This window comes from Stenotrophomonas sp. STEN035, assembly GCF_056759935.1.
Window position 1 is genome coordinate 35,769 of the sequence record NZ_JBRRDY010000015.1, and the last position, 17,956, is coordinate 53,724.

Here is a 17,956-nt window from a genome sequence, read left to right on the forward strand (position 1 = left end):
CGACACCATGACCGTTATGCAAACCAAGTACCGTCCGCTGCGCAGCTTGCTGGCTGTTGCCGTCTTCGCTGTAGCCGGCACCGCCGGCGCCCAGCAGACCCAGCTCAACCCGCAGGCCAAGCGCATCAGCGATGAAGCCATCCATGCCGACCTGCAGTCCTACGAAGCGACCCAGGGCCGCATCCAGGCATTGAACGATGGTGGTCGCCCGATCCGCGACTACCACCTGTCCAAGGCACAGTGCTGGCTGGACGTGTCCTTCCACGAATACACCCGCAACGACCGCAGCGCCTTCCCGCAGGAAGCGCTGACCGAGTCGGAGAAGCTGATCGTGGACATGGAGAACGGCGTCTCGCCGATCCCCACCGACACCGCCCTGGTCAACGACGCCAAGTGCCTGCGTGCCGACCTGTGGCAGCGGCTGAAGGTCATCCACGGCACGCCGGGTTTTGCCTGCGCCTCGCAGAAGGTGGCCTGTGGTGAAGTGGAGCTGGTGCACGCCGGCAACGAGTTCAACCAGCAGCAGTGGCGCCACTCAAAGCCCTACATCCAGATCGCCGAAGACCTGGTCAACGAAGCCGAAACCGCAGCGCGCCTGTGCGGCGTCGACCCGGCCGGCCCGGTGGTCGCACCGGTGGTGGCAGGCCCGTTGATCGCCAACGTGCTGTTCGAGTTTGACCGCGACGGCTACAAGGACATCCGCACCTACTCGCTGGAGAGCGTGGACCGTGCCCTGGCCACCATCGGCAACGAGAAGCGCGAACTGGCCGGGGTGACCCTGGTTGGCCACGCCGACCGCATGCAGGGCAATGGCTTCGACTACAACCAGGCCCTGTCCGAGCGTCGTGCCAAGACTGTGCGTGAGTTGCTGGTTGGTCGTGGCGTGCCGGCGGACAAGATCCGCTACGAGTACCGCGGTGACACCCAGCAGGTGCAGCAGTGCGACGGCGTCAAGCCGCGTGCCGCCTTGCTGGAATGCCTGTTGCCGAACCGCCGCGTGGAAGTGCGGTTTGAGGTGGCGCAGTAAGTTCAGCGTGATGAGTTGATCGACAACGCCCCGGCAATGCCGGGGCGTTGTTTGTTTGGGGGTGGCGAGTGACGGGGCCGCCGAGGGCTGTTGCCGTTGGCCCCCTCCCTTGCGCAAGGCGCAGGGGAGGGCTGGGGAGGGGTAGGCGAGCACAGCTCGAAGCTTTGCGCTTCAGAACATACTCGGCATGGCGAGCGGCGAGCGCAGCTACCGTTACCGCGAACGGCACCCCTCCCCAACCCTCCCCTGTGCTTTGCACAAGGGAGGGAGCAAAGCGCAGCACGTGGCCTCAGAACCCCCAGCCCAACGGAATGGCTACACTGGCCCGGCTAAGTCGCATGGGAACTACCCTTGGTCTCCAGCTGGATCCTGCTCCTGGTCTCACTCTGCTATGCCGCGCTGCTGTTTGGCGTGGCGTGGTGGGGTGATCGTCGCCCGCTGTATCCGGACCGCCCCTGGCTGCGGCCGGTGGTCTACAGCCTGGCGCTGGCGGTCTATTGCTCGTCCTGGACCTTCTACGGTGCAGTTGGCTCGGCGGTGCGCTACGGCATCGGCTACCTGCCTATTTATCTTGGTCCGCTGCTGATGCTGATGTTCGGCTGGCGGATCATCGAGCGGCTGGCGCTGATCGCCCGCAGCGAGAACGTGGTTTCCATCGCCGACTTCATTTCCTCGCGCTTTGGCCGCTCACGGCGGTTGGCGGCGTTGGTTGCACTGATCGCGCTGATCGGCGTGGTGCCGTATCTGGCGCTGCAGTACAAGGCCGTGGCGATGAGCCTGCAGGTGCTCACCGGCGACGCTGCCGGCAAGGGCTTGCTGACCGATCCGGCGCTGTATGTGGCGCTGTTGATGGCCTTGTTCGCCATCCTGTTCGGCACCCGCCAGGTTGATGCCACCGAGCACCACTACGGCATGATGCTGGCCATCGCCGTCGAATCACTGATCAAGCTGCTGGCCATGGTCGCCATCGGTGTATTCGCCTACGTGTGGCTGACCGACCGCGGCGAGTCGGTGGTGCAGTCAGCGCGCACCTTGTTTGAAGGCATGCCGCCGGTGGGCTTCGTCTCGCAGACGCTGCTCAGTTTTCTTGCGCTGATCTGCCTGCCACGGCAGTTCCACGTGGCGGTGGTTGAATGCGGCAATGCGGCCGATGTGCGCAGCGCACGCTGGATGTTCGGCGGCTATCTGGTGTTGATCTCGCTGATGATCGTACCGATCGCCACCGCCGGCGCGGCGATGTTCGGCACGGGCCTGGCCTCGGACGACACCCTGGTATTGGCTTTGCCGATGTTTGCCGGCAACACCACGCTGGCTTTGATCGCCTATATCGGCGGCTTCTCGGCGGCCACCGGCATGGTCATCGTGTCCTCGATCGCGCTGGCGACGATGATCAGCAACGACCTGGTGATGCCACTGCTGCTGCGTCGCAGTGGCGATCACCGTGAGGCCGCCAATGTCGCCTCGCGCGTGCTTTGGATACGGCGCATGGCGATCGTGCTGCTGGCCTTGGTCGCGTACGGCTATTACCGCGGCAGCAACGACGACACCATGCTGGCCGCTTACGGTTTGATGGCGTTCGCGGCAGTGGCACAGTTCGCGCCGGGCCTGCTCGGTGGCCTGTATTGGCGTGGCGCCAGCCGCCGCGGTGTGGAAACCGGCATGTTGGCTGGCTTTGTGGTCTGGGCCTACACCTTGCTGGTGCCGGCGCTGAGCCATGGCGGCTGGCTGGATGCGAGCCTGCTGACTCAGGGGCCGTTCGGCATCGGCTGGCTGCGGCCGCAGCAGCTGTTTGGCCTGACCGGTTGGGACCCGCTGACCCACGGCACCTTCTGGTCGCTGCTGATCAATACCGTGACCATGTTGTTGGTGTCGATGCGCTGGCGTCCCGATGTTGCCGAACGCCTGCGCGCTGCGCCGTTTCTGGATCCTTACGCCAAGCGTCCGGTGGTAGCCGGTGATTGGCCGGCGCACGTCAAGGTGCGTGACCTGCTGGCTTTGGCCACACGCGTCATCGGTGACAACCGCGCGCGGCGCTCGTTTGGTGAACAGGCGCAATTGCTTGAGCGTGAATTCCAGCCTGCCGCTGCTGCCGACCGTGTCTGGGTGCAGTTCACCGAGCGCCTGCTCGCAGCTTCCATCGGCGCTGCTTCGGCACGTCTGCTGCTGACCAGCCTGCTGCGCGGCTCGGGCATGGACCTGGGCGAAGTGGTGGCGGTGCTGGACGAAGCGGGGCAGGAGCTGCGCTTCAACCGCGAGATTCTGTCCACCACATTGGAGAACATCAGCGCCGGCGTCAGTGTGGTTGATCCTGAGATGCGCTTGACCGCATGGAACCGGCGCTACCAGCAGATGTTCGGTTATCCGGATGGGATGCTTTATGTTGGCCGCCCGGTTGCCGATCTGATCCGCTACAACGCAGAACGCGGCGAGCTGGGTTCGGGCGATACCGAAGTGCAGATCAATCGTCGTATCGGCTATATGCGCGCGGGTTCACCGCACGTGTTCGAACGCACCGGCGCCGATGGCAAGGTGATCGAGCTGCGTGGCCAGGCCTTGCCCGGGGGCGGCTATGTCACCAGCTACAACGACATCACCGACTTCAAGAACGCCGAGCAGGCGCTGCTGGAAGCCAACGAGACACTGGAACAGCGTGTAACCGAACGCTCGCAGGCGGCCGAAGCTGCACAACAATCAAAGACGCGCTTTCTTGCGGCGATCAGCCATGACGTGCTGCAGCCCTTGAATGCGGCGCGCCTGTTTGCGTCCGCACTGCGCGATAGCCTGCATGAGACCGACGAGCAGCGGCATCTGGCCGAGCGTGTGGATGCTTCCCTGCGCGCGGCCGAAGAGTTGCTGGATGGCCTGTTGGACGTGTCGCGACTGGATGCAGGCGGCCTGCGCCCGACCATCAGCGAGTTCGATGCCAGCGTGCTGGTACGCGAGCTCGCTGCACAGTACACGCCGGTAGCGGCAGGGCGAGGCCTGCGCCTGCATGTGTTTGCACGCACTGCCTGGGTGCGCAGTGATCGACGCCTGCTGCGTCGCGTGCTGCAGAATTTCATGGCCAACGCCCTGCGCTATACCCGCAGCGGCCGTATCGTGCTGGCGCTGCGCGTGCGCGGTGAAGAGGTTGAGCTGCAGGTCTGGGATACCGGCCCGGGCATTCCCGAGCACCACATGCAGCAGATCTTCAACGAGTTCCATCGCTACCAGCAGCCGTTCGACTGGGGCGAGCAGGGTCTGGGTCTGGGCTTGTCGATCTGCCAGCGCATCTCGCGCCTGCTTGACCACGGTTTGAACGCGCGCAGCCAACCCGGCCACGGCAGCATGTTCTCGATCACCTTGCCGCGGGTGGAAACACCGGCAGTACCGCTGCCGGCGCCGCGTCAGCCGACTGCCTTCGGTGGTGATGACTCTCTGGCCGGCTTGCGCGTGTTGTGCGTGGACAACGACCAGGAAATCCTCGACGGCATGCGCGCCTTGCTGGGCCGCTGGAAGGTGGAGGTCATCGCCGCCAGCACAGTGGACATGGCGCTGGAGAAGTTGAGCGAGCAGCCCGATGTGATGCTGGTGGATTACCACCTGCATGACAGGCTCGATGGATTGGATACCTTGCTCGCCTTACGTGAAGCGGCTGGTCGGCCCTTACCGGGGGCGTTGCTGACCGCCGATGGCCGTGATGAGTTGAAGCGCATGGCCCGCGAACGCGGTTACCGCGTGCTGACCAAACCGGTGAAGCCGGCCTCGCTGCGCGCCTTCCTGACCGCATTGAACGACCCGCGCAGGCGCTAGCAGGCAACGGGTGGTGCCGAGCCATGCTCGGCAGGGGCCTTACCGGCCAAGGTCAAAAGCTACCCTCACCCCAACCCCTCTCCCGTGAACGGGAGAGGGGCTAGATCTGCAGTGCCGAGCCATGCTCGGCTGAGGCCTTATCGGCTATGCCCCCCCCAGCGCAGCATGGCTGCGCTCTACAGGCGGTGTCGGCTTACACCGTTCCTACAACAGCGCTCGCCGCACTCAGATGCTCATACAGAATCGCGCAGCCGATGATGATCAGGATCACGCCACCGATGATCTCCGCGCGCTTGCCAACCAGGGCACCAAGGGCACGGCCAAGCATGATGCCGATGGTCACCATGGTCATGGTGCACAGGCCGATCACCAGCGCGACCACGCCGATATGCACATCAAGAAACGCCAAGCCAACGCCTATGGCCATCGCATCGATGCTGGTCGCGAAACCCGTTGCAGCCAGGGTCCAGAAACTCTTGTGCTGTTCGCCTGAGTCGTCGCCGTCGTTGTCGGCTGCGCTCTCATCGTCTGGCTTCAGGCCGGCAATGATCATGTGCGCACCCAGCAGACCAAGCAGACCAAACGCGATCCAATGATCGAAGGCCTGCACGTACTGCGAAGCAGCGCGGCCCAGCAGCCAGCCGATGATGGGAGTGATGGCCTCGATCACGCCGAAGATCAAACCCGCGCGTAGGGCGTCGAGCAGGCGTGGCTTGCGCATGGCAGCCCCCTTGCCGACCGCTGCAGCGAAGGCGTCGGTGGACATGGCGAAGCCGATCAGAACAATGGAAATGGGAGACATCAGGATTACCGGGTCGGGCGGACACAAACGGCATGCGCCGCGCCCAACCGTAGTTGCGCACGCATGCCGCTGGTCTCGCCAACCGGGTCTGGCTGCCCACACCACGGCGCACTGGCCGAGTATGTTGATGTGGGCGCTTCCACTACTGGAAGCAGGCTACTCCCCAAAGGAGCGCGGATTGTAGCAGCAAGCCGGCGGCGTCGTTTGTGGGACGTTTGTAGGAGCGGCGTAAGCCGCGAAGCCGGTGGGTTCCGGGCTAGCGGACACAACGCCATTCAGGAATCTGGCTTTTCGGCTAATGCTTGCAGAGTCACACACCCGCTATCTGCAGGTTCAGTGGCTTCGCGGCTTACGCCGCTCCCACAAACAAAAACCGGCTTTGCCGCTACCGCTCAGTCTTCTTCGGGCGGTAGCACGATGGCGTCGTCGTCGATGGCCAGTTTGCCGGCCATCAGCACCGCCTGGGTGCGGTTGGTGACGCCGAGTTTGCGCAGGATGGCGGTGACGTGGGCCTTGATGGTGGCCTCGGATACGCCCAGGTCATAGGCGATCTGCTTGTTCAGCCGGCCCACGCCCAGCATCTGCAGCACGCGGAACTGCTGCGGGGTCAGCTCGCGCAGGCGCTGGCCGACTTCGCGTTCTTCATTCGGGGTCGGCGGCACGTTGTGCGCCTCGGCCGGTGCCCAGCGCTCGCCATCGAGGATGGTGCCCAGCGCATGGCCGATGGTGTCCGAATCGGCGGATTTGGGAATGAAGCCAAATGCGCCATGGTCCAGGGCGCGGCGCATCACCGTGGCTTCTTCGCGTGCGGACACGACCACGATGGGCAACTGCGGATGCAGCGAACGCAGGTGCACCAGCGCGTTGAAGCCTTGCGCGCCGGGCATGTTGAGGTCCATCAGCACCAGGTCGGCATCGGGGTGTTGTTCGGCCAGTGCGTACAGTGCTTCGACGCTGTCGGCCTCCATCAGCTGCACGCCGGGAATGACGCGTTGCACCGCGCCCTTGAGGGCTTCGCGGAACAGCGGATGGTCATCGGCAATGAGGAGGGTAGGCATATGCGATCCAATGCTGAAGTAAGGGGCGTGACGCCCTTCCGGTGAAACAGGATACCGGCTGCGACGCTGATCCACGCCCTCCACATGGACCGACAACCGGGGCACCGTGGTGCCCCGGGTTTGTAACGCTTAGCGAACCTTGCGCTCTTCCACCAGCGATGCAACCACCGACGGATCGGCCAGCGTGGAGGTGTCACCGAGCTGGTCCGGCGCGTTCTCGGCGATCTTGCGCAGGATGCGGCGCATGATCTTGCCCGAGCGGGTCTTGGGCAGGCCCGGCGCCCACTGCAGGTGATCAGGCGCGGCGATTGGGCCGATCTCCTTGCGCACCCAGGTAATCAGTTCCTTGAGCAGCTCGTCGGTCTGCGCTTCGCCGGCGATCAGGGTGACATAGGCATAGATGCCCTGGCCCTTGATGTCGTGCGGGAAGCCGACCACAGCGGCCTCGGCCACCTTCGGGTGCGAGACCAGTGCGCTTTCCACCTCGGCCGTGCCGATGCGGTGACCGGACACGTTCATCACGTCATCGACGCGACCGGTGATCCAGTAATAGCCGTCTTCATCACGACGGCAGCCGTCACCGGTGAAGTAGCTGCCCGGGTAGGTGCGGAAATAGGTATCGATGAAACGCTGGTGGTCACCGTAGACGGTACGCATCTGGCCCGGCCACGAATCGCGGATGATCAGGTTGCCTTCGGTGGCGCCTTCCAGCGGCTCGCCGTCGGCACTGACCAGCGCCGGCTGCACGCCGAAGAACGGCAGCGTTGCCGAGCCCGGCTTGAGGTCGGTTGCACCCGGCAGCGGCGAGATCAGGATGCCGCCGGTTTCGGTCTGCCACCAGGTATCGACGATCGGGCAACGGGCATCGCCGACCACGTCGTAATACCAGCGCCAGGCTTCCGGATTGATCGGTTCACCAACGCTGCCGAGCAGGCGCAGGCTCTTGCGTGAGGTGCGCTTCACCGGCTCTTCGCCGTCGCGCATCAGCGCACGGATGGCGGTGGGCGCGGTGTAGAAGATGGTGACCTGGTGCTTGTCGATCACTTCCCAGAAACGCGAGGTATTCGGGTAGTTCGGCACACCTTCGAACATCACCGAGGTGGCGCCGTTGGCCAGCGGGCCGTAGACGATGTAGCTGTGGCCGGTGACCCAGCCGACATCGGCGGTGCACCAGTAGATGTCGTCTTCGCGCAGGTCGAACACCGCTTCATGGGTGTAGGCCGCGTACAGCAGGTAACCGCCGGTGGTGTGCAGCACGCCCTTGGGCTTGCCGGTGGAGCCGGAGGTGTAGAGGATGAACAGCGGATCTTCCGCGTTCATGCGCTCGGGTTCGCACTCGGCCGGCTGGGTGTCCACCACATCGTGGAACCAGCGATCACGCGGCGCCTGCATGTCGACCGCACCGCCGGTGTGGCGCACGACCAGCACGGTTTCCACGGTATTGGTGCCGGGCAGCTTCAGCGCGGCATCGACGTTGGCCTTCAGCGGCACCTTCTTGCCACCACGCAGGCCTTCGTCGGCGGTGATGATCAGCTTGCTGGCGCAGTCGCCGACGCGGTCGGCGATGGAGTTGGCGGCAAAGCCACCGAACACCACCGAGTGGATCGCACCGACGCGGGCGCAGGCCAGCATCGCCACCGCGGCGTCGACGATCATCGGCAGGTAGATGGTGACGCGGTCACCCTTCTTGATGCCGAGGTTGCGCAGCGCATTGCCCAGGCGGCAGACGCGCTGGTGCAGTTCGCGGTAGGTGACTTTCTGCGCCGGGCTGTCCGGGCCATCGGCCTCGAACAGGATGGCGGTCTTGTCGCCGCGCGTGGCCAGCTGCCGGTCCAGGCAGTTGACGCTGACGTTGAGTTCGCCGTCCTCGAACCACTTGATGCGGAAATCGTCGAGCTGGTAGCTGACGTTCTTGATCTTGGTCGGCTTCTTGTACCAGTCCAGGCGTTCGGCGGCCTTGGCCCAGAACGCATCGGGGTTTTCGATCGATTCGCGGTACAGCTGTTGGTACGTGTTCTTGTCGATCCGTGCCTTCTCGGCGAACGCGGAATCAACGGGATATACATCAGTCATGGCAACCCTCACCTTTGCACTTGTAACCAATGAATGAGCCCTGTCGTGGGACAGGGCCGGGACACCCCAAGTGTGCCGCATCCGCCCCCCATCGCGCTGCCCCCTTTGTTAGACGATGGTCGAACAGACGCCTGCTTACGACTAATGGCGAATAGCCGGCCGCTGCCATCGCCGCGCACGCTGGCTGCGACCGTGCAATCGACGCGGACCGTTCGCCAGCCTGGAGAGAGGCAGTCCCGATGAATCGAAACATGTTGAAAACGGCCCGCCGGCCACTTGCCGCTGCCCTGTTCGTCGCGCTGGTCGCGCCGGGCATGGCCTTCGCCGAGACCGCAAAAGAGAAGGCACTGGAAGCGCGCGTTGCTGATCTTGAGCGCCAAGTGCAGCTGCTGCTGTCCACCCAGCAGCAACAGCAGGGCGCCATCGCCCAGACCCAGAGTGAAGTGGTGCAGGTCCGTACTGCGCAGGCCGAGCGCGCTGCCGCGCCGGCGGTGCCGGCAGGCAAGCAGCCAATTCAGCTGACCACCATCACCCCGGGCGCCGCGCCGGGCACCACCTTCAAGGTCGGTGGCTTCATCAAGGCCGATTTCCTCGCCACGCGTACCGGTGACGGCCAGCTGGCCGACGATGCCACCGGCCGCGCGCTGTATCTGCCGGGCCAGACCCCGGTGCATGGTGCCGGTGGTTCGGGCAAGGCATCGGACGTGGATTACAACGCCCATGCCAAGTTCTCGCGCTTCAACCTGGGCGTGGACCATGTGGCCGACAACGGCGACAAGGCCGGCGCGATGGTCGAGATGGATTTCTTCGGCAATTCGCTGGGCAACCAGACCGCGACCAACACCTACGGCGTCACCCTGCGTCACGCCTACATGTATTGGAACAAGTGGTTGGCCGGCCAGACCTGGTCCAACTTCATGGACGCCGCCTCGATCCCGGAAGCGGCTGACTTCGTTGGCCCCACCGATGGTGTGGTGTTCGTGCGCCAGGCGCAGATCCGTTACACCAATGGCGGCCTGAGTGTTGCCCTGGAAAACCCGGAAACCACCACGCTTACCGGCACCTACAACCCGGTCACCAACAAGTGGAACGTGCCGGCGGTTGCCAACTCCGATCGTGGCTCGATGCCCGACCTGACCGTGCGTTACGGTTGGAAGGGCGATTGGGGCACCTTCGGCGTGGCCGGTCTGGTGCGCCAACTCAAGCTCGACAACCAGACCACCGGTGCCGATGCCAGCAAGGTCGGCGGCGGCGTCACCCTCGGCGGCAAGTGGCTGATGGGCGATGCCGATACCCTGCATTACCAGCTGACCGGCGGCGAAGGCATTTCGCGCTATATCGGCCTGGGCATCACCGCCGACGGCGGCTATGACGCCATCCGCGACGAGATCGACCCGACCGGCGTGGTTGCCGGGTATGTCGGCTGGCGCCATGCCTTCACCCCGAAGCTGCGCACCAACCTGATCTACGCACGCAGCGACTACGACAACAACGCCTCCATCACTGGCGATCTGGTGACCAAGAGCGTGCAGTCGATCCGCGGCAACATCTTCTACACGCCGATGCCCAAGGTCGATGTCGGTGCCGAGTTGATGTACGGCGTGCGCGAGATCGAGAACGGCAAGAAGGGCGATATCAGCCGCGTGCAGTTCACCACCAAGTACAGCTTCTGACCCATCCGGTAGCGGCGGCGCAGTGCTGCCGCTACCGCGTCTGAAAAAGTAGTACGCCCCATCTCCCTACCCCCACGGGGAGCACTCATGTGACCGTCAAGGCATCTCCGCATGCCGTGGCGTTCGTATTCCCAACGCCTGGAGAATTCCGATGAATGCTTCCGTCGATCCCCGTGTAGAGCGGATCGCCTCCAACCCGAAATACCAACGGCTGCGCAGCACGCGCAACAAGCTGGGTTGGTTCCTGACCATCCTGATGCTGCTGGGGTATTACGGCTATATCGGCCTGATCGCCTTCGACAAGGCCTTCCTGGCCACGCCGATCGGCCCCGGCAAGATCACCACCGTCGGCATTCCGATCGCCTTGGGATTGATGGTGTTCACCATCCTGATCACCGGCTTCTACGTGCGCCGTGCCAACAAGGAATTCGACAAGTTGACCGATGAGATCGTGGAGGAAGCGCAATGAACCACTCCTTCCTGCGAACCGGCGCCTTGCTCGGTCTGCTGATCGCCAGCGGTGCGGCCATGGCCGCCGGTGGCGACATCGGCCAGACCGTGCGCCAGCCCACCAACTGGACCGCGATCATCATGTTCGCGACCTTCGTGGTGTTCACGCTTGGCATCACCAAGTGGGCCGCTGGCCGCACCAAGTCGGCGTCCGACTTCTACACCGCCGGTGGCGGCATCACCGGTTTCCAGAATGGCCTGGCCATCGCTGGTGACTACATGTCGGCGGCATCCTTCCTCGGCATCACCGCTGCGGTAATGACCAATGGTTACGACGGCCTGATCTACGCGCTGGGCTTCCTCGTTGGTTGGCCGATCCTGACCTTCCTGATGGCGGAGCGCCTGCGTAACCTCGGTCGCTTCACCTTCGCCGACGTCGCCGGCTACCGCTTCCAGGCCAAGCCCATCCGCATGTTCGCGGCATCGGGCACGCTGGTGGTGGTGCTGTTCTACCTGATCGCGCAGATGGTTGGCGCCGGTGCGTTGATCAAGCTGCTGTTCGGCCTGGACTACTGGATCGCAGTGGCGTTGGTCGGCGTACTGATGATGGTCTATGTGCTGTTCGGCGGCATGACTGCAACCACCTGGGTGCAGATCATCAAGGCCTGCCTGTTGCTGTCGGGCGTGACCTTCATGGCCGTGATGGTGATGTGGCACTTCAACTTCAGCTTCGAGGCGCTGTTCACCGAGGCGGTGCGGGTCAAGACCCAGATCGCGGCCAATGGCGGCAAGAGTGCGGAGGAAGCGGCCAGCACCGGCCTGGCGATAATGGGGCCTGGTGGCTTCGTCAAGGATCCGATCTCGGCAATCTCGTTCGGCATGGCACTGATGTTCGGTACCGCCGGCCTGCCGCACATCCTGATGCGCTTCTTCACCGTTCCCGATGCAAAGCAGGCACGCAAGTCGGTGCTGTGGGCAACCACCTGGATCGGCTACTTCTACATCCTGATCTTCATCATCGGCTTCGGTGCGATCGCACTGGTGTTGACCAATCCAGAGTATGCGGACCCGGTCACCGGCACCATCCAGGGTGGTCCGAACATGGCGGCCGTGCTGGTCGGCAAGGCCGTCGGCGGCAATATGTTCATGGGCTTCATCTCGGCCGTAGCCTTTGCCACCATCCTGGCCGTGGTTGCCGGCCTGACGCTGTCCGGTGCATCGGCGGTGTCGCATGACCTGTACGCCACGGTGTTCAAGAAGGGCAACCCGGAGCCGGGCTCGGAGCTGCGTGTCTCGCGTATCACCACCTTGGCATTGGGCGTGATCGCGGTGCTGCTGGGTATCGTGTTCGAGAAGCAGAACGTGGCCTTCATGGTGTCGCTGGCCTTCGCCATCGCCGCATCGGCCAACTTCCCGGTGCTGATCCTGTCGCTGTTGTGGAAGGACTGCACCACCCGCGGTGCGGTGATTGGTGGTTCGCTGGGCCTGGCCTCGTCGCTGATCCTGACCCTGCTGTCGCCGTCGGTATGGGTGGACACGCTGGGCAATGCGGCCGGCAGTGCGCCGTTCCCGTACACCAGCCCGGCACTGTTCTCGATGACGATTGCCTTCGTCAGCATCTGGTTCTTCTCGATCACCGACAAGAGCAAGAACGCACAGGCCGAACGTGCTGCCTACCCGGCACAGGAAGTCCGTGCCGAGACCGGCATTGGTGCGAGCAAGGCTTCGTCGCACTAAGCATTGGTAACGTTTGAAACAACGGCCAGCCCTGTGCTGGCCGTTGTCGTTTGAGCGGTTGGTATCGGGGTTTTCCCTGATGCGGGGCGGGAAGGTGGCTTCCTAAGATGCGGAGAGGGGAGAGTCCGCATTGCCAGGTCAGCAGTTCCACTTCCAGCCTTCTGCGAGGAACCGTATGCCGTGCCGTATCGCCAGAACCACGTTGTCCACGGGCATCGCCCTGATCATCGCCGGCAGCCTGCCCAGCGCCTTCGCCCAATCGACCGATGCCAAACCTGAGCAGACCACCGACAAGGTGGTGGATATCGGTAGCGTCAACGTCACCGCATCCGGCTCGCGCATCGATCGGCCTGGCTTCAACGCGCCGACGCCGACGGTGAAGGTGACGCCGGAGGACCTGCAGCTCTCCACCCACACCAATATCGCTGCCGCGCTCAACGACCTGCCGCAGTTCCGTGGCACGGTGTCACCGCAGACCCATACCACCGGCGTGGATGCGGCGCGGGCGCCGGTCGACCTGCGCGGACTTGGCGTCAGCCGCACCTTGGTGCTGCTGGATGGGCGGCGCTTCTCCAGCGACAACGATCTGGCCAGCATTCCCTCGATCCTGATCAGTGGGGTGGACGTGGTTACCGGCGGTGCTTCTGCTGCCTGGGGTTCAGGCGCGGTCGCCGGTGTGGTCAACGTGCAGCTGGACAGCCAGCTGGTGGGCACCAAGATCGATGTGCAGGGCGGCGTGTCCTCGCGCTCGGACAACCAGAAGCAATACGTCTCGGCCGCTACCGGCTTCGAGATCGCACAAGGCCGGGGCCATATCGTGATTGGCGGTGAGGCATTGAACAACGACGGCATCATTCCCAAGTCATCGCGTCCATGGCTGGGCCGCACCGCGCAGCTGTCCAACGGCGACGGCACGTTCACGATGAAAGACAACGTGGGTTACGGCAATGCTGCGATCGGCGGCTTGATCACCACCGGCGTGTTGGCCGGGCAGGCCTTCAATCCGGATGGCAGCCTGCGTCCGTTCCCGGGCTATACCGGTGCGTCGCTGATCCAGGGTGGCGAGAGCCCCAGCAATGACGACATCAGCTCACTGATGACGCCACAGCGCCGCTACAACGTGCTGGGCCGGCTGTCGTGGAACCTCACCGACAACACCAGCCTGACCATGGACGTGCGCCACTCACGCAGTTGGAACCGCTTCCCCTGGTTCGGCGACCACAACCGTGGCACCGGCCTGAAGATCAGCGTCGACAACGCCTTCCTGCCCACAGCGGTGCGCGATGCCTTGCTGGCCGCGGGCGAAACCAGCTTCGGCCTGGGGCGCTTCAACAGTGACTTTGCCTTTCCCGATATCGACTACGACCGCCGCACCACCCAGTTCACCGTGGCGCTGGATGGCGTGGTCGGTGACAACTGGCGCTGGAGTGGCTACTACAGCCACGGCGACAACCAGTCCGATCTGGCCGCGCCGGGCTTCCTGCTGACCAGCAACTACCGCGATGCGGTGGATGCGGTGATCGATCCGGTCAGCGGCAAGCCGGTATGCCGGGTGACCCTGACCAATCCCAACTCCGGTTGCGTGCCGATCAACCTGATCGGCCATGGCGCGCCATCGGCGGAAGCGGCGGCCTATGTCACCGGCACACCCAAGCGCATGACCAATACCAAGCTCGACGCAGCTGGGCTGGACCTGCGCGGCGAACCGTTCTCGTTGCCGGCGGGTGAGGTGTCGGTTGCAGTAGGACTGGAGGCGCGCAAGGAACAGATCGATCAGAAAGTGGGTGCGCAGGACCTGACCAAGTCGTTCAGCACCTGGAGCTCCTCGCCGATGGCCGGCAGCTTCCAGGTCCGTGAGGCCTTTGCCGAAGTGGCCGCACCGCTGCTGCGTGATGTGCCGGTGCTGCGCGACCTGCAGGTCAATGCAGCGGCGCGCTTCAGCGACTACAACAGCTCCGGTGCGATCTGGTCGTGGAAGTACGGCATGACCAACGAATTCTTCGATGGCTTCCGCGGCCGCTTCACCCGCTCGCGCGATATCCGCTCGGCCAATCTGTCGGAGATGTACACCACCAGCACCACCGGCTGGTCGACCATCAGCGATCCGCTGACCGGCACCTCGATCAGCGCGCTGGTGATTGGTGGTGGCAATCCGTTGCTGGACCCGGAGAAGGCCGACACCCTGACCGCCGGCTTCACCTGGGCGCCGGCCAGCGTGCCGGGGTTGATCATGTCGTTGGATTACTTCGACATCGAGATCAAGGACGTGATCACCCAGGTGTCGGCACAGGAAACCGTGCTGCGCTGTATCGCCGGCAACCAGGCCATGTGTGGGCGCATCCAGCGTGATGGCACAGGCGAAATCGAGCGTATCAACTCCAACTACGTCAACCTGGCCGAGTACCGCACCAATGGTGTTGACCTGGACCTGCTCTACAACCTGCCGGCGGCAAAGTTGTTCCCGGCGATGTCGGGCAATTTCCACACCCGTGTGCTGGCGACCTGGACCGACAACCTCAGCACCTACGACGGCAAGAACACCTTCGAGTACGTGACCTCGCAGGGCCTGACCGGCGGCTCCGGTGTGCCACGCTGGCGTGCGAACGCGACCTTCGGCTGGCGCGGTGACCGCTACGGTGCGCAGGCGCGCGCACGCTACATTTCCAGTGGCGTCTACAACAACCAGCTGGTGCTGACCAACGGCAACATCCCGTCCTATGTGTACTGGGACCTGGGTGGCAAGGCGCGCTTCGCGCTGGCCGGCGACAACGAGGTCGAGGTCTACGCCGACATCAGCAACCTGTTCGACAAGAAGTCCCCCTTGGGTGCGGTCGGCTCGCCTTATTACGATGTGGTGGGCCGTTACTTCACGCTTGGCGCGCGCATGCGCTTCTAGGGATGATGACTGCCGCTCAGTGATGGGCGGCAGTGTTCCGTTTGCAGAGGACTCCATATGTACCAGCACCACCTCCGTCGTTCTCCACCGCGCCCACGCCTGCGCGCGCTGTTCGTGGTACCGCTGCTGGCATGCATGCTGCTGCCGGCAGCGGCAGCCACCAAACCTGCAAACAGCCAAGGTCTGCAGGTCGAGGCACAACGACTTGCCGCACAACTGCCCGGCCAACTGGGTGCAGCCATCGTCCATCTGGAAAGCGGCCGTACTGTCTATCTCGATGCCGACCGTGCCTTCCCGATGGCCAGTACGATGAAAGTGCCGGTCGCCGTGCACATCCTCAAACTGGTCGACGAGGGCAAGCTCTCGTTGCAGCAACAAGTGACGCTGGGCGCAGGCGATGTCTACCCGGAAATGGGCGGACCGATGGACCTGCACCTGAGCGCCGGTTCGGCCATCACCGTGCGCGATCTGCTGCACATGATGATCACGGTCAGCGACAACAACGCCACCGATATCCTGATCCGTCTTGGTGGTGGCACCAACGCGGTAAATGCGCGCATGCAGGCACTGGGCATCAGTGGCATGCGGGTGGACCGCTACATCTGGGAGCTGCTGGCCAATTACCGCAGCAACGCTGCTTCGCAGGCCAACCCGATGGGTCCTGCGGCCTACGCCGAGCTGTCGCGAAAAGAACGCAGCGAAGAACTGCGTCGCGGCCACACCAATGCCTGGAATGAGGATCCGCGCGACACCAGCAGCGCCCGTGCGATGGCGACCCTGCTGCAGAAGGTCTGGCGTGGCGAGGTGCTGCAGCCAGGCTCGACCAAGCTGCTGCAGGACATCATGCTCGACACCCGCACCGGCAGCGCACGCCTGCGTGGCATGTTGCCGAAGGACACCCCGGTGGCGCACAAGACCGGCACGGTGGGTGACGTGATCAACGATGTTGGCGTGATCACGCTGCCGGGTGGACGTGGCCATGCCATCGTCACTGTATTCGTGCAGTCACGCGCCAGCAACGAGGAACGCGATGCAGCCATCGCGCAGCTGGCGCGTGCCGCGCACGACTACTTCCTGTTCGTGCCTTGAGCTGTTGTGCCTGCTCAGCCGGCGACGCTGAGCAGGCGCACCAGCTGCGCACGATGGCCAACGTCGAGCTTGCGGTAGATCGCGCTGATCTGGCTCTCGATGGTCTTGCGCGAGCGCCGCAGGTGATTGGCGATCTCGTCATTGCGCATGCCATCCAGGACCAGCTCGGCGACGCGGGTTTCGGTGGGCGAGAGCCTGGCCCACATCGGCCGGGTGATCACCGGCATCGCTGCGGTAGTCGATTGCAGCGGCGTCAGTCGCAGCAGATACATCGGATAGAGACCGTCTGCCTGCAGCCGATTCTGCAGACTGATGCGTAACTGTGCAGCGGGCAGGTCCAGCGCTTCCCGTGGAAGCTCAGCGTCGCCGACCTGGTTCGCCTGGCGCAGCCAGCCGCGCAATGCCGAAGCCACGCTGTCGGGGAAGCGCAGGCGCTTGCCGGTTTCGTCCAGCCAACCCGCGCACAACTGCTGCGCCGCAGGCGACAGGCTGATCAGGTGCAACTCATGGTCGAGGATGATGTCGGCCTGGCTTTGTCGGTCGAGCAGCGCCTGATAGATGCTGCGACGTTCATGCCGCATCGAGCGCACGCGCTGCAGGCCAGCGGCCATCAGCTGATGCAGTTCACCGAGGAACTGCTGGTGGGCGTCGGTGATCTGCTCCTGGCCGGCCTGCATGCGGATGCTCAACACCGCCTCCAGGCCTTCACCGCGCCAGAACGCCATGTGGATGAATTCGTTCCAGCCGGGCGCGGGATTCTGCGCGCGTAGCCGCAGCCGGGCCTGCGTGTCGGTGGAAGCGATCTGCGACAGCGTGTACCAGTCGACGCGCGGGTTGCGCTGCAGATAGGGCGCGGCAACGTCGAGACTACGTAGCGGCCTTGCATCGTCGGCGGCACTGGCCCCGAGGAAATGCAGGCTGCGCTGTGGTTGGTAGCTGCCGTTGATGTCGTACATCAAGGTGCACGAGTGGCAAGGCAGGTGTTGGTTGATCAGATCCACGCAGGCGCGCCACAGCGAATGCAGGTCCAGTGCCTGCAGCAGTCCACGCTTGGCCTGCACAGGGCAGGCGTCGGGGTTCACTGCTATGTCGTGTTCGCGTCCCAGCATGGTGCGGCATGCCCTCTTGGTGGATCGCAGCGCTCATCTGCGGCGCTATGACCGGCCGAACCTGCATGATCTCTTCTAGCACCCACTGCGCGGGGCAGGCAAGCGCAGGGGTGGTTTCCGGATGATGCCCGCTGAGCAACTAGCCGCGAAGAGCACCCCTCCCCAGCCCGCCCGGCCCGAAGGCACTGCCTTCGGTCGTTCATCAGGCCGCGCGCCAGTGGCGCGCAAGCAGGCCTTCTTCACCCCCCTT

General features: G+C 64.1%; 11 protein-coding genes and 1 riboswitch. Of the genes, 7 read left to right on the top strand and 4 right to left on the bottom strand.

The features are described 5' to 3' along the window. The first annotated feature begins 7 nt into the window (after positions 1 to 7). Together ACVOLL_RS10010 and ACVOLL_RS10015 are read left to right on the top strand one after the other, a co-directional pair. The gene (locus ACVOLL_RS10010; RefSeq protein ID WP_481512775.1) at positions 8 to 1,027 is read left to right on the top strand and encodes an OmpA family protein; all 1,020 of its coding nucleotides are present in this window, start codon (positions 8 to 10) and stop codon (positions 1,025 to 1,027) included. Positions 1,028 to 1,378: 351 nt separating this feature from the next. Then, positions 1,379 to 4,819, top strand: a complete 3,441-nt coding sequence (locus ACVOLL_RS10015) for a hybrid sensor histidine kinase/response regulator (protein ID WP_481512776.1) — start codon at positions 1,379 to 1,381, stop codon at positions 4,817 to 4,819. Between the two features lie 193 nt (positions 4,820 to 5,012). On the opposite strand, the gene ACVOLL_RS10020 is transcribed toward ACVOLL_RS10015, so the two are convergent. The 3 genes from ACVOLL_RS10020 to acs form a co-directional block, all read right to left on the bottom strand. After that, positions 5,013 to 5,621, bottom strand: a complete 609-nt coding sequence (locus ACVOLL_RS10020) for a manganese efflux pump MntP (protein ID WP_481512777.1) — start codon at positions 5,619 to 5,621, stop codon at positions 5,013 to 5,015. 9 nt (positions 5,622 to 5,630) lie between these two features. Beyond that, positions 5,631 to 5,791, bottom strand: a riboswitch (yybP-ykoY riboswitch). Between the two features lie 222 nt (positions 5,792 to 6,013). Next, positions 6,014 to 6,679 carry a response regulator transcription factor gene (locus ACVOLL_RS10025; RefSeq protein ID WP_057629262.1) on the bottom strand — a complete coding sequence of 222 codons (666 nt, stop codon included), beginning with the start codon at positions 6,677 to 6,679 and terminating at the stop codon, positions 6,014 to 6,016. Positions 6,680 to 6,808: 129 nt separating this feature from the next. Next, complete coding sequence (acs, locus tag ACVOLL_RS10030; RefSeq protein WP_481512778.1) at positions 6,809 to 8,752, bottom strand: acetate--CoA ligase; 1,944 nt, start codon at positions 8,750 to 8,752, stop codon at positions 6,809 to 6,811. Between the two features lie 239 nt (positions 8,753 to 8,991). On the opposite strand from acs, the gene ACVOLL_RS10035 reads away from it, so the two are divergent. The 5 genes from ACVOLL_RS10035 to bla all read left to right on the top strand — a co-directional run bounded on the left by ACVOLL_RS10035 (position 8,992) and on the right by bla (position 16,597). Further along, entirely contained in the window at positions 8,992 to 10,425 is a 1,434-nt protein-coding gene (locus ACVOLL_RS10035) for a DcaP family trimeric outer membrane transporter (protein WP_481512779.1), read from the top strand. Between the two features lie 151 nt (positions 10,426 to 10,576). After that, the gene (locus tag ACVOLL_RS10040) at positions 10,577 to 10,894 is read left to right on the top strand and encodes a DUF485 domain-containing protein (RefSeq protein WP_481512780.1); all 318 of its coding nucleotides are present in this window, start codon (positions 10,577 to 10,579) and stop codon (positions 10,892 to 10,894) included. Next, positions 10,891 to 12,612 carry a cation acetate symporter gene (locus tag ACVOLL_RS10045; RefSeq protein ID WP_481512781.1) on the top strand — a complete coding sequence of 574 codons (1,722 nt, stop codon included), beginning with the start codon at positions 10,891 to 10,893 and terminating at the stop codon, positions 12,610 to 12,612. Before ACVOLL_RS10040 ends, ACVOLL_RS10045 begins: the two co-directional genes overlap by 4 nt. 175 nt (positions 12,613 to 12,787) lie before the next feature. Then, complete coding sequence (locus ACVOLL_RS10050) at positions 12,788 to 15,508, top strand: TonB-dependent receptor domain-containing protein (RefSeq protein ID WP_481512782.1); 2,721 nt, start codon at positions 12,788 to 12,790, stop codon at positions 15,506 to 15,508. Positions 15,509 to 15,565: 57 nt separating this feature from the next. Continuing rightward, a complete protein-coding gene (gene bla, locus ACVOLL_RS10055) occupies positions 15,566 to 16,597 on the top strand; it encodes a class A beta-lactamase (RefSeq protein ID WP_481512783.1) in 1,032 nt (343 codons plus the stop codon). 14 nt (positions 16,598 to 16,611) lie between these two features. On the opposite strand, the gene ACVOLL_RS10060 is transcribed toward bla, so the two are convergent. Continuing rightward, positions 16,612 to 17,706 carry a helix-turn-helix transcriptional regulator gene (locus ACVOLL_RS10060; protein WP_481512784.1) on the bottom strand — a complete coding sequence of 365 codons (1,095 nt, stop codon included), beginning with the start codon at positions 17,704 to 17,706 and terminating at the stop codon, positions 16,612 to 16,614. Positions 17,707 to 17,956 lie beyond the last annotated feature (250 nt).